Source organism: Nocardioides sp. L-11A, from assembly GCA_029961745.1.
Lineage (GTDB): Bacteria > Actinomycetota > Actinomycetes > Propionibacteriales > Nocardioidaceae > Nocardioides.
The window spans coordinates 5559410-5571521 of the sequence record CP124680.1 but is presented as its reverse complement, the minus strand read 5'-3'; the positions used below and the strand labels follow the sequence as shown (position 1 = coordinate 5571521).

Below are 12112 nucleotides of genomic sequence, written 5' to 3'. Positions count from 1 at the left end.
CCATGGCCGCGCCGGGTCAGGCGAGCTGTCGGGCGAGCTGGTCGAGGAACTCGTCGGCCATCGCCAGCTGCCTGACCAGGCGGGCCCGGCGCTCGGTGGCGTCGCCGAGCACCGCGTCCAGCCGGGACCGCGCGGCGGGGTGGCGGTCGGCGGCCGCCGGGTCCCGGAGCGCCTCCAGGTCCCGCATGGCGGCGCTCATCTCGTCGAGGGTGAAGCCGAGCGGCTTCATCCGCCGGATGACCAGGATCTTCTCGACGTCGTCCTCGGTGTAGAGCCGGAAGCCGCCCTCGGAGCGGCCGGAGGGCCGCAGCAGGCCGACCTCGTCCCAGTGCCGCAGGCTGCGCAGGGACAGCTCGGTCCGGGCGGCGACCTCGCCGATCTGCATCATGCGCCGATCCTCTCGCACGGCGTCGCGATACCAACTCTCACGTAACGTGAGGGTAGGGTCCCTTGACCGTGACCGACTCGCCGACCGTCCGCGCCGCGCTCCGGTCGCCGCGCCTGCTGCGCACCGAGGTTCTCGCCGGCCTCGTCGTCGCGCTGGCGCTGATCCCCGAGGCCATCTCCTTCTCGATCATCGCCGGCGTCGACCCGCGGGTCGGCCTGTTCGCCTCCTTCACGATGGCGGTCGCCATCTCCTTCCTCGGCGGCCGGCCGGCCATGATCTCGGCAGCCACGGGCGCGGTCGCGCTGGTGGTCGCGCCGGTCATGCGCGACCACGGCTACGACCACCTGATCGCGACCGTGCTCCTGGGCGGTCTGATCCAGATCGCCCTCGCGGTCGCGGGAGTCGCGAAGCTGATGCGGTTCATCCCCCGCTCGGTCATGGTCGGCTTCGTCAACGCGCTCGCGATCTTGATCTTCGAGGCGCAGCTCGACCACCTGGTCGACGTACCGTGGGCGGTCTATCCGATGATCGCCGCCGGCATCGCCGTCATCGTCGGCCTCCCCCGCGTCACCAACGTCATTCCCGCACCGCTCGTCGCGATCGTCGCCCTGACCGCGTTCACGATCGTGGCCGCGATCGACGTCCCCGACGTGGGCGACGAGGGTGACCTCCCCGACAGCCTCCCGGAGTTGTTCCTCCCCGACGTCCCGTTCGCCTGGCACACCCTGGAGGTCATCGCTCCCTACGCCCTGGCGATGGCACTCGTCGGGATCCTCGAGTCCCTGCTGACCGCGAAGCTCGTCGACGACATCACCGACACGCCTTCCGACAAGACCCGAGAGGCGATGGGCCAGGGCGCAGCGAACGTGATCACCGGGTTCTTCGGCGGTATGGGCGGCTGCGCGATGATCGGCCAGACCATGATCAACGTGAAGGTCTCCGGCGCCCGGACGCGACTGTCGACCTTCCTCGCCGGAACCTTCCTGCTGGTCCTCGTCGTCGGCTTCGGCGACGTCGTCGCGCTGATCCCGATGGCGGCACTGGTCGCGGTCATGGTGATGGTCTCGGTGGGCACCTTCGACTGGCACTCGATCCGGCCCGCCACGCTGCGCAGGATGCCGCGGTCCGAGACGACGGTGATGGTCTCCACCGTGCTGGTCACCGTACTCACCCACAACCTGGCCATCGGTGTCCTCGTCGGTGTCCTCGTCGCGATGACCCTCTTCGCCCGACGGGTCGCCCACCTCACCGAGACCCATCGTGAGCTGGTCGAGGACGAGCGCGGGGTCATGGCGGTCTATCGGGTCACCGGTGAGCTGTTCTTCGCCTCCAGCAACGACCTCTACACCCAGTTCGAGTATGCGGAGGACCCCGACCGGGTGGTGATCGACCTGTCCGACTCCCACATCTGGGACGCGTCGACCGTCGCGGCACTCGATGCCATCACCACCACGTACGAACGCAAGGACAAGAGTGTCACCATCACCGGCCTGAACGACTCCAGCGCCGCGCGGCACCGCCGACTGAGCGGAGAACTGCCCAGCCACTGACGATCAGCTGTGCGCGCGCTCCGCCAGCCGGACCGCGGCATGGCGCACGATCGGTGCCTCGTCGGCGTCGCGCGCGGCCTCGTGGGGGACCAGTCCGCCGAGCAGCCCGGCCGGCTGGGTGAGCCAGGTCCACACCTGCCACGGATCCATCGTCGAGGCGAGGAGCGGCTCGAGGACGGCCGTCAGCTCGGGCCGCACCTGGCCGTCGTCGCCGAGCTGGAAGGACGGGACGAGTACGCCGCCGTCGTGCGGGACCACGAGCAGCGCGCCGCGCTCGGCCGCCTTGTGAACGGCGAACCGGGCGGCGTTCTCCGACACCCCGCGCACCTCGGCGAGGCTCGCATAGGTGTGGGTCGGCGAGGCCAGGAGCCCGGCGCGGACCTGGGCCCGGCGGCGCAGCTGCACCAGCGCGAGCGGGACCGCGTGCGCCGGGTCGTCGCCGTCCTGGTGGAGCAGCCGGTCCAGGTCGGCGAGCTGCTCGTCGGTCAGCGGTGCGCCGGTGCCGGGATCGCGCCAGCGGGCGAGGCCGCCGAGGTCGCGCTCGAAGGTCGGCAGCCCGGCCGCGCCGAGGTGGTCGGCCAGGGCGAGGTCCTCGAGCCACTGCGCCAGCTGCTGCCCGTTCACGGGGGTCAGCCTCGCACGTGGCCCGACGTGGAAGGCTGGCGGCCATGGACCGGACCGAGGGCTTCGAGGCGGAGCGGCCACGTCTGGTGGGACTGGCGACCCACGTCCTGGGTGACGCCGGCGAGGCCGAGGACGTCGTCCAGCAGGCGTGGTTGCGGCTGCACGGCACCGCCGCCGCCATCGAGAGCCTGCCGGCGTGGCTGACGACGGTCACCACCCGGCTGTGCCTGGACCGGCTGCGGGCCCGTACGCCGGTGCCCGTCGCCGAGGTGGAGCTCGTCGAGGTCGAGCCCGACCCGGCCGACGACGTCGCACTCGCCGACACCGTCGGGATCGCCCTGCAGGTGGTGCTCGACCGGCTCAGCCCGGGCGAGCGGGTGGCGTTCGTCCTGCACGACAGCTTCGGCTTCGACTTCCCGACCATCGCCACGCTGCTGGACGTCACTCCGGTCGCCGCCCGCAAGCTGGCCTCGCGCGCCCGGAGCAAGGTGGCGCAGCCCCGATCCGAGGACGCGTTGGCCGACTGGGAGGTCGTGGACGCCTTCATGGCCGCGGCGCGCGAGGGCGACTTCGCCCGCCTGGTCCAGCTGCTCGCACCGGACGCGGTGGTGGCCGGCGACGACGCCGCGGTGGTGATCGGTACGCCGCGGCGCATCGCGGGCGGCCGGGAGATCGCCACCTTCTTCGACGGTGCGGCCCACGCGGCGCTGGCGGTCTACCTGGGCTCGCGGCCCGGCTCGGCCTGGTTCGACCGGGGCGTGGCGAGGGTCGTCTTCGACTTCACGGTCGCCGACGGCCTCGTGCGCCGGATCGACTTCCGGGCCGAGCCCGCTGTGCTCGCCCGGGTGGTCCGCCGCGACGGGCCGCGCCGGCGCTGACCCGGGAGCCGATCCCGGCATCGATGCGAAGAGGATCGCGCCGACCGGTCACACGCGCGGCCCGGCGTACGTCATGAGGACAAGGACCACAGGAAGGAATCCGGATGAAGACCATGACCTGCCGGCAGCTCGGCGGCCCCTGCGACCTCGCGCACCAGGGCAAGGACGCGGACGAGGTGATCGTCGCCCAGGACAAGCACCTCAAGGAGGTCGTCAAGGCCGGGGACGAGGCGCACCAGCAGGCACGACAGGAGATGAAGTACCGCTGGCTGCACCCCAAGAAGTCCCTCGGCTGGTACAACGCCATGAAGGCGGCCTACGCCGAGCTGCCCGAGGACTGAGCGGCGCCGGCCGCCGGGTCACCAGCGGAGCTCGACCTCCAGCTCGTTCTCCTCGCCGATCTCGACCTCCACCGTGAGCTCGACCTCGTCGGGGACGTCGACGGTGATCCGGCGGCCCTCGCGCTCGAAGGTCACGCTGTTGTGCCGCTCCAGCGAGTCCGCCAGCGCCCGGAGCCGGGCGGCGGCCTCCTCGCGGCGCAGGCGCTGGGTCTGGTCGATCTCGAACAGGTCGTCCACGGGGGCTCCTCGGGCTGGTCGGTACGTCGTCGTGAACGGTACCCAGCCGCCCTCGGACGGGTGGTCCGGGACGCCTCTGGGAGACTGCGGTCCGTGGTGGACCCGGGCGACGACGTACGCATCGAACGGCTCGGGCCGGTGGGCCGGATCGTGCTCGACCGTCCCCGCGCCCTCAACGCGATCACCCTCGGCATGGTCGAGCGGATCGGCGCTGCGCTCGAGGAATGGCGCGACGCCGGTCTCCGCGCGGTGATCGTGGAGAGCGCCTCGGAGCGGGCGTTCTCCGCCGGCGGCGACATCCGCCGGGTCCGGGAGAACTCCCTGGTCGGCCGGCATGACGAGAGCCTGCGTTTCTTCGAGACCGAGTACGCCGTCAACGCGCTGCTCGGCAGCTACCCGGTGCCGGTCGTGGCCCTGGTCGGCGGGATCTGCCTGGGCGGCGGGATGGGCCTCAGCGTCCACGGCACCTTCGTCGTGGTCTCCCCGGAGGCGTCGTTCGCGATGCCGGAGACCAGGATCGGCTTCTTCCCCGACGTCGGCGGCTCGCACTTCCTGCCCCGGCTGCCCGGCCACACCGGCCGCTACCTCGGCCTCACCGGCGCCCGGATCGGCGCCGCCGACGCACTCGCGCTCGGCCTCGCCACCCACGCCTGCTCGGCCACCGACCTGGCCCGGCTGCCCGAGCTGATCGTCGCCTACGACGGTCCCCTGGAGCAGCTGCTGCGCGAGCTCGCCCCCGACGAGCCGGGGGACGCCGGCCGGCTGGCCCCCGTGCGCCCCGAGCTGGAGTGGGTGTTCAGCGCCCCCGACCTGGCTGGGATCCGGACCCGCCTGGACCGGCTCACCGGGTCGCCGGGTGCCGTGGGTGCCTGGGCCGACGAGACCCGCGCGGCCCTGGACGCGGCGTCGCCGTACAGCCTCGCGGTGACCGACCGGCTGCTCGTCGAGGGGCGCGGCCGCTCGCTCGACGCGTGCCTGCGGGCCGAGCTGGAGACCGCCCGGGAGATGATCGCCAGCGACGACTTCGTCGAGGGGGTGCGGGCGGTACTGGTCGACAAGGACCACGCGCCGCGGTGGAGTACTCCGGTCCCGAGCTAGGTGAGCTCGGCGAGCAGGGCCTCGACGCGGCGTCGGATCTCGTCGCGGATCGGCCGGACCGCGGTGAGGTCCTGGCCCGCCGGGTCGTCGAGGGCCCAGTCCTCGTAGCGCTTGCCGGGGAAGAACGGGCATGCGTCGCCGCAGCCCATGGTGACGACCACGTCGGCCTCCCGCACGGCCGACTCGGTGAGCACCTTCGGCTGCTCCGTCGCGATGTCGATGCCGACCTCGGCCATCGCGGCGACGGCCACCGGGTTGATCAGGTCGGCGGGCTGTGAGCCGGCCGAGAGCACCTCGACCCGGTCGCGGGCGAGGTGCTGGAGCCAGCCCGCAGCCATCTGCGAGCGGCCGGCGTTGTGGACACAGACGAACAGCACGGTCGGGCGCGGTTCTGAGGTGGTCATGGGATCTCCTGGATCAGTCTCGGTGCGGAACGACGACGTCGTCGGCCCGGTCGCCGGCGTCGGGATAGAGCGCGAGCGTGGCGGCGATCCCGACCAGCAGACCGACGAGCTGCATGCCGACGAAGGTCGGCGCCGAGCCCGGCGCGATGCCGGCGAAGGTGTCGGTGAACACCCGGCCGATCGTGACGGCGGGATTGGCGAACGACGTCGAGCTGGTGAACCAGTACGCCGCCCCGATGTAGGCGCCGACGGTGGGCGCGGCCAGGGCTCCGCGGCCGGTGCGGGCGAGCGCGAAGACCAGCGCCACGAGCCCCGCGGTCGCCACGACCTCCGCCACCAGAGGGCCGCTGCCGAGCCGGTCCTTGTCCGAGAGGCCCTGGTCGACCTCGAACATCACGTTGGCCAGCACCGCACCGGCGATCCCGCCGGCGACCTGGGCCGCGGCGTACGCCACGACCTCGGCGAGGGACAGGCCCGCGCCGCTCCGGCGGCCGAGGAACCAGTCGGCGAGGGAGACGACGGGGTTGAAGTGCGCGCCCGAGACCGGCCCGAACCACAAGATCAGCACGGTCAGCCCGAGCGCGGTCGCGGTGGAGTTCTCCAGCAGCTGCAGGCCGACGTCGTGGGGAGAGAGCGTCTCCGCGGCGATGCCGGAGCCGGCCACGACGGCCACGAGGAGGGCGGTGCCGAGGAACTCGGCCGCCAGGCGGCGCGACAGTGGGGGCGGGCTCACGTCGCACATCTTGACCGGCCCGAGATCGCTCAGTCAATATTGAGGCAATGAACACTGAGTCAAATGCCGAGTTGGCGCGTCGGGTCGCGGTCCATGCCGCGCTCGCCGACCCGACCCGCCTGCAGGTGGTCGACCTGCTCGCGATCGGCGACGCCGCGTCGTCCGAGCTGTCGGCGCGGCTGGGCACCCCGTCCAACCTGCTCGCCCACCACCTCAAGATCCTCGAGGGCGCGGGCGTCATCGCGCGCCGGCCCTCCGAGGGAGACGGGCGCCGCAGCTACTGGCGCCTGGCCGCCGAGCCGGACGTCGCCCCCGGCGTGCCGGCGCTCGCGACACCGGGCCGGGTCGTCTTCGTGTGCACCGCCAACACCGCCCGCTCCCACCTGGCGGTCGCGCTGTGGCGCCGGGCCAGCCCGATCCCGGCCACGTCGGCCGGGACCCATCCGGCCGAGCGGGTCGCGCGCGGCGCCCTGGCCGTCGCCCGGCGGCACGACCTGGAGCTGCCCGACGTCGCCCCGCGGCGTCTCGACGAGATCATCCCCGCGCTGGTGGCGGACGACCTGGTCGTCACCGTCTGCGACCGGGCTCACGAGGAGGTCGGCGGCTCGGCTCCGGTGCACTGGTCGGTCCCCGACCCGGTCGCCGTCGGGACGAGTGCCGCCTTCGAACGCGCGCACGACGACCTCGCGACCCGGATCCGCCGCTTCGCGCCGCTCCTGCGTGATCCCGGATCCGGCTGAATCCGGGTCCCGAGGCTAGCTGTGCGCGGAGCGACCGCGCCGGCTCCACGCGCGGCCGACCGGAGGTGCGCCGCCGGCCACGGCGCTCAGCGCCGCGGCCACCACGCCGAGGCAGCCGAGCGTGACGAACAGGCCGGTGGTGCTGCCGGTCCACGTCGCGATCGCCGCGCCGGCCGCCGGAGCCAGGGCGGCGGCCACGCCGAGCGGGGCGTTGTAGACCCCGTTCAGCGCGGCGTACCGCTCGGGACCCCAGTGCTCACTGACGACCGTGGCGCTGATCAAGGTGAAGAGCCCACGGGCGGCGCCGGCGACGACGGCGATCGCGATCACCACCGACACCGGTCCGGGGACGGCGGCGAGGGCGAGCACCGCGACGGCCAGGACCAGGATGATCGTCGCGGCCCGGGGGTTGGGTGCCATCCAGCGGTCCAGGGCCGGGTAGAGCAGACGGCCGGCGACCTGCCCGGCGCCGCTGAGGCCGACCGCCCAGGCGGCGAGCTGGACGCCCGCGCCACGGTCCTGCAGCAGCGGGACGAGATGGATCAGCGAGGCGTACATGACCAGTGACATCAGGGCACCGGACGCGGTCAGCACCACGAAGGTGCGGCTGGTCAGGACGCCCCGGTCCGACGCCGACCGCTCCGACTCCGGCGGGGCGGTCGTCGCCGCCGGGTCCGGAGCGCCGGGATGCCAGGGCAGGCGCAGGGCCACGGCATGGGCGGGGGCGGTGGCCGCCAGGACGACGCCGAGGGCGACATAGGTGACCCGCCACCCGGCGAGGTCCTGGAGAGCGGCCGTCAACGGCGCGAAGACGGTCGACGAGAACCCGGCCACGAGGGTGAGGGTCGTGATCGCCTGCACCCGTCGCGCGCCGTACCAGTGGGTGAGGGCCGCGAAGGCCGGCGGATAGAAGGTGCCGGCGCTACCGGCGCCGGCCACCAGCCAGCCGGCGGCGAAGACCGGCAGGGACGGCGCGCCGGCGACCACCGCGACGCCTGCTGCTCCCACGACGCTGCCCGTCGCCATCACCACGCGCGGGCCGCGGTGCTGGAGCGTGCGGCCCGCCGCGATGCCGGCCACGGCACCGAACAGGCTTCCGGCGGAGAACGACGCCGTCACCGCGGTCTCCGACCACCCGGTGTCGGCGGCGATCCCGGTGGCGAGGACGGCGAAGGCGTAGTAGAGCACGCCGTACGCGACGGTGACCGTGACGCACAGCGTGGCCAGGACTCCGCGGGGGTGGGAAGGGGCGTCAGACGTCGACAGGAGCCCGTCCGATCTCGAGCACCTCCGGGAGCGCCGCCGGGGCGCAGCATCCGCCCCCCGCCCCGTCCGGGTCGTCGAACACACCCGCGCCGCCGCACACCCCCGTGTCGGGCAGCACCAGCTCGATCCGCGCGGCGGCCTCGTGATCGCCGGCGATCGCGGCCACGACGCTGCGGACCTGCTCGTAGCCCGTGAGGGCGAGAAAGGTCGGTGCCCGGCCGTAGGACTTCATGCCGACGAGGTAGAGGTCCGGTTCCGGCTGGGCCAGATCCGCGGCACCTGTCGCGCGCACGGAGCCACAGGAATGGAGGTTCGGGTCGATCTCGGCCGCGATCCGACGGGGGGCCTCGAGGGTCGGGTCGAGATCGAGGCGCAGCTCGGACAGGAACGACAGGTCGGGGCGGAAACCGGTCAGCACCACGACCGTGTCGGCGGCGGGGAGCTCCCGGCCGTCCTCGTCGACCAGCACCGCGCGCCCGTCCTCCGGGCGGATCGCCGCCGTGCGGAAGCCGGTCACGAGCTCGACCACGCCGGACTCGACCGCCTTCCGTGCCCGCTGGCCGAGAGCGCCGCGCTCGGGGAGCTCGTCGGCCGCGCCGCCACCGAAGGTGCCTGCGCTCACGACCCGGCGGATGGCCCAGGTGATCCGGGTGCCCGGAGCCGCCTCGGCGATCCGGACCAGCTCGTGGATCGCGTTGAAGGCGGAGTCGCCCGCGCCCAGCACCACGGTGTGGCGCCCGGCGTACCGCTCGGGCTGCGAGCGGTCGGGGACCTGGTGGGCGAGGAGGTCGGCGGCGGCACGCTCCCCGAGGGCGGGAAGTCCGTCGGCGCCGGCCGGGTTCGGGCGACGCCAGGTGCCGGAGGCGTCGATCACGGCGCGGGCCTCGATGCGCGACTCGGTGCCCGCCGGGTCCACGACGTGGATCGTGAACGGCTGCGCCGCCCGATCGGCGTCGACCAGCCGATCGCGGCCCCGGCGGGAGACTCCGCTCACCCGCGCGCCGTACCGGACCCGGTCGCCGAGTGCCTCGGCGAGCGGGGCGAGGTAGCCGGAGATCCACTGGGCCCCGGTCGGGTAGCCCGTCGGAGGTGCCGACCAGCCGATGGTCCCGAGGAGCCGCGCGGCCGCGGCGTCGACCAGCTCCGGCCACGCCGAGAACAGCCGTACGTGCGCCCATTCCGCCACCGCGGACGCGGGGCCGTCGCCGGCCTCTAGGACCAGCGGCTCCACGCCGCGCTCCAGCAGATGGGCGGCCGCGGCGAGCCCCTGCGGGCCGGCGCCGATCACCACCACGGGAAGGTCACTCATCACTGCTCCTCCACTCAGGGATGCTAATGCATCGATGTTCTTCGATGCGTCAGCCTGACGAATCCATCGACAAATGTCAATGGATGAGGCAGGATGGCGCCATGGCCTCCTCGCTGCCGGTGATCCAACCCGCCGACCTGGTCGCCTGCTGCTCGCCCGTCACCGGCGGGGTGGTCGCCGACGAGACCGCCGAGCTGCTGGCGCGGATGTTCAAGGCGCTCGGCGACCCCACCCGGGTCAAGCTGCTCTCCCTGATCGCCGCCTCGCCCGACGGCGAGGCGTGCGTCTGCGACCTGACCGCGCCGGTCGGGCTCAGCCAGCCCACGGTCTCGCACCACATGCGGCTGCTCGTCGAGGCCGGGCTCGCGAGCCGGGAGCAGCGCGGCCGGTGGGCCTACTACCGGGTCGCGCCCGACGTCCTGCGCTCCCTGGCGGCGGCCCTCGCTCCCGCCGGAGGTTGAGGACGCCTCCCGATGGGGCGCGCGGGCGGGGGGCGTCGTAGGATGGCGGGCAACGAAGGGGAGTAGTCCTCAACAGTTGTGTCGACACACTGGCCCGTGCAGTCCGCGGGCCCGGCGCAGCGGGCCACCGGCAGCGGTGGCGGACGAGACTTTCGACCAGTTGCGCGACCCGTTGACGAATGGACGTGCCTGGTCGAAGGCACGTCGATCGCGACGGGTTCCTCCGGCCGGGCGCCGGAGAGGAACCAGATGTACGCCTTCTTGTTGAGCACCGCGGTCATCTTCGTGGCCGAGCTCGGCGACAAGAGCCAGCTGATGGCGATGACCTTCGCCACCCGCTACCGCGCCCGCGACGTACTCATCGGCCTGACCGCCGCGACCGCGATCGTGCACCTCGCGTCGGTCGGGATCGGGTACGCCATCGGCGATGCCTTCGGTGACTACCAGGGCACGATCGAGGTGTGCGCGGGCATCGCGTTCCTCGGCTTCGCGCTGTGGACGCTGCGCGGCGACGAGCTGACCGAGGCCGACGAGCGCAAGGCGGCCAACGCGACCGGCCGCGCGATCCTGGTCGTCGGCGTCTTCTTCTTCCTCGCCGAGCTGGGCGACAAGACGATGCTCGCCACCATCACCCTGGCCACCCAGGAGGGCTGGTTCGGCACCTGGCTCGGCTCCACCGTCGGCATGGTCGCCGCCGACGCCCTCGCGATCGGCGTCGGCGCGGTGCTCGGGCGGAAGCTGCCCGAGCGTGTCATCAAGTACGGCGCCGCCGCGCTCTTCGCGCTGTTCGGCCTGCTGCTCATCGTCAGTGGGGCTGGTTGGATCTGAGGGTGACCTCACCGTCGTCGGCGCGGGCCGGCGTACCCCGCCCGGCGTGGACGCCGTGGCGCACGGTCTTCGCGTTCGGGCTGGTCAGCCTGGCCGCGGACATGGTCTACGAGGGCATGCGGGCGATGGCCGGCCCCTTCCTCGGGAGTCTCGGGGCGTCGGCGCTGACCGTCGGCATCGTGACCGGCGCCGGCGAGGCCGTGGCCCTGGTGCTGCGCCTGGTCACCGGGCCGTGGGCGGACCGCGGCCGACGACACTGGCGGCTCACTGTCGTCGGGTACGCCATGACGGCGGTGTGCGTGCCGCTGCTGGCCGTGACCCCCTTCCTCGGCAGCGCCGGGCTGGCGGTCGCGGCGACGCTGATCGTGCTGGAGCGCACCGGCAAGGCGGTGCGCAGCCCGGCGAAGTCCGCGCTGCTGGCCGGGATGGCGACCTCGACCGGCCGGGGCAAGGGGTTCGCGGTCCACAAGGCGCTCGACCAGGTCGGGGCCTTCTCCGGACCGCTGCTGCTCGCCGGCATCGCGGCCCTCACCGGCCTGCTCTGGCCGGGCTTCGCCGTGCTCGCGATCCCCGGCGCCCTGGCGATGCTGCTGCTCGCCCAGCTGCGCCGCCGCGCCCCGATCGCCACCCGGGCCGAGCCCGAGCAGGACGAGCCCGGCGACCGGCCGGTCCGCAGCGCGTGGGCCGAGGTCCGCGCCGCCGCGGTCGGCGCGGACCTCCCGCGCGCGTTCCACCTGTTCTCGCTGGCCGCCGCGCTCACCACCGCGGGCCTGATGACCTTCGGCGTGATGTCCTACCGCTTCGTCGAGGCCGGCCTGGTCGCCGCGGCCGCCGTCCCGCTCGTCTACGCCCTGGCGATGGCGGTCGAGGCGGTGGCCGCGCTGGCGACCGGGGGGCTGTTCGACCGCTGGGGCGGTCGGGTACTGCTCGTCGTCCCGGTCCTCGTCGCGACGGTGCCGTTGTGCGTGTTCACCGATCGGCTGGGCCCGGTCCTGGCCGGCGTGGTCGTCTGGGGCGCTGCTGTCGGCGTCCAGGACTCCACGGTCAAGGCGTACGTCGCCGATCTCGTCCCCGCCGGACGCCGGGCCACGGCGTACGGTGTCTTCGCGGCCGTGCAGGGCATCGGCGCGCTGGCCGGCGGGGTCCTCGCCGGTGCGCTGGTCGACGGGCACGTCAGGCTCCTCGCGGTCGTGATCGGTGCGCTGCAGCTGGCCGCGGCCGTGCTGCTGTGGAGGACCACCCGAAGGGGATGAGG

Annotated in this window: 15 protein-coding genes; 8 read left to right on the top strand and 7 right to left on the bottom strand. The window is 73.5% G+C overall.

The window, feature by feature from the left end:
- Nucleotides 1–16 precede the first annotated feature (16 nt).
- Entirely contained in the window at nucleotides 17–388 is a 372-nt protein-coding gene (locus QJ852_26715; protein ID WGX96726.1) for a MerR family transcriptional regulator, read from the bottom strand.
- Between the two features lie 68 nt (nucleotides 389–456).
- Between QJ852_26715 and QJ852_26710 the strand changes: the two genes are divergently transcribed.
- Nucleotides 457–1938, top strand: a complete 1482-nt coding sequence (locus tag QJ852_26710) for a SulP family inorganic anion transporter (protein WGX96725.1) — start codon at nucleotides 457–459, stop codon at nucleotides 1936–1938.
- 3 nt (nucleotides 1939–1941) lie between these two features.
- Here QJ852_26710 and QJ852_26705 read toward each other — a convergent pair whose 3' ends face one another.
- The gene (locus QJ852_26705; protein WGX96724.1) at nucleotides 1942–2562 is read right to left on the bottom strand and encodes a hypothetical protein; all 621 of its coding nucleotides are present in this window, start codon (nucleotides 2560–2562) and stop codon (nucleotides 1942–1944) included.
- Nucleotides 2563–2606: 44 nt separating this feature from the next.
- Here QJ852_26705 and QJ852_26700 point away from each other — a divergent pair, with 44 nt between their 5' ends.
- Complete coding sequence (locus QJ852_26700) at nucleotides 2607–3440, top strand: sigma-70 family RNA polymerase sigma factor (GenBank protein ID WGX96723.1); 834 nt, start codon at nucleotides 2607–2609, stop codon at nucleotides 3438–3440.
- Between the two features lie 104 nt (nucleotides 3441–3544).
- Nucleotides 3545–3781 carry a hypothetical protein gene (locus QJ852_26695; protein WGX96722.1) on the top strand — a complete coding sequence of 79 codons (237 nt, stop codon included), beginning with the start codon at nucleotides 3545–3547 and terminating at the stop codon, nucleotides 3779–3781.
- A gap of 18 nt (nucleotides 3782–3799) precedes the next feature.
- Here the strand turns inward: QJ852_26695 and QJ852_26690 are convergent, their stop codons facing one another.
- Nucleotides 3800–4018, bottom strand: a complete 219-nt coding sequence (locus QJ852_26690) for an amphi-Trp domain-containing protein (GenBank protein WGX96721.1) — start codon at nucleotides 4016–4018, stop codon at nucleotides 3800–3802.
- Between the two features lie 93 nt (nucleotides 4019–4111).
- Between QJ852_26690 and QJ852_26685 the strand changes: the two genes are divergently transcribed.
- Nucleotides 4112–5116, top strand: a complete 1005-nt coding sequence (locus QJ852_26685; protein WGX96720.1) for an enoyl-CoA hydratase/isomerase family protein — start codon at nucleotides 4112–4114, stop codon at nucleotides 5114–5116.
- Here the strand turns inward: QJ852_26685 and QJ852_26680 are convergent.
- Together QJ852_26680 and QJ852_26675 are read right to left on the bottom strand one after the other, a co-directional pair.
- A complete protein-coding gene (locus tag QJ852_26680) occupies nucleotides 5113–5520 on the bottom strand; it encodes an arsenate reductase ArsC (protein WGX96719.1) in 408 nt (135 codons plus the stop codon). The two genes, QJ852_26685 and QJ852_26680, sit on opposite strands and share 4 nt — an antisense overlap.
- Before the next feature lie 13 nt (nucleotides 5521–5533).
- Entirely contained in the window at nucleotides 5534–6253 is a 720-nt protein-coding gene (locus QJ852_26675) for an aquaporin (GenBank protein WGX96718.1), read from the bottom strand.
- A gap of 47 nt (nucleotides 6254–6300) precedes the next feature.
- Here QJ852_26675 and QJ852_26670 point away from each other — a divergent pair, with 47 nt between their 5' ends.
- On the top strand, nucleotides 6301–6993 hold the full coding sequence (locus QJ852_26670) for a helix-turn-helix domain-containing protein (GenBank protein ID WGX96717.1): 693 nt from the start codon (nucleotides 6301–6303) through the stop codon (nucleotides 6991–6993).
- 15 nt (nucleotides 6994–7008) lie between these two features.
- On the opposite strand, the gene QJ852_26665 is transcribed toward QJ852_26670, so the two are convergent.
- Entirely contained in the window at nucleotides 7009–8181 is a 1173-nt protein-coding gene (locus QJ852_26665; GenBank protein WGX96716.1) for an MFS transporter, read from the bottom strand.
- Between the two features lie 64 nt (nucleotides 8182–8245).
- A complete protein-coding gene (locus tag QJ852_26660; protein ID WGX96715.1) occupies nucleotides 8246–9568 on the bottom strand; it encodes an NAD(P)-binding domain-containing protein in 1323 nt (440 codons plus the stop codon).
- Between the two features lie 101 nt (nucleotides 9569–9669).
- Here QJ852_26660 and QJ852_26655 point away from each other — a divergent pair, with 101 nt between their 5' ends.
- From QJ852_26655 to QJ852_26645, 3 genes are all read left to right on the top strand, one after another.
- Nucleotides 9670–10029, top strand: a complete 360-nt coding sequence (locus QJ852_26655; protein ID WGX96714.1) for a metalloregulator ArsR/SmtB family transcription factor — start codon at nucleotides 9670–9672, stop codon at nucleotides 10027–10029.
- Nucleotides 10030–10278: 249 nt separating this feature from the next.
- Nucleotides 10279–10857: a TMEM165/GDT1 family protein gene (locus QJ852_26650; GenBank protein ID WGX96713.1), complete on the top strand. Its 579-nt coding sequence runs from the start codon at nucleotides 10279–10281 to the stop codon at nucleotides 10855–10857.
- A gap of 2 nt (nucleotides 10858–10859) precedes the next feature.
- Entirely contained in the window at nucleotides 10860–12110 is a 1251-nt protein-coding gene (locus QJ852_26645; GenBank protein WGX96712.1) for an MFS transporter, read from the top strand.
- Nucleotides 12111–12112 lie beyond the last annotated feature (2 nt).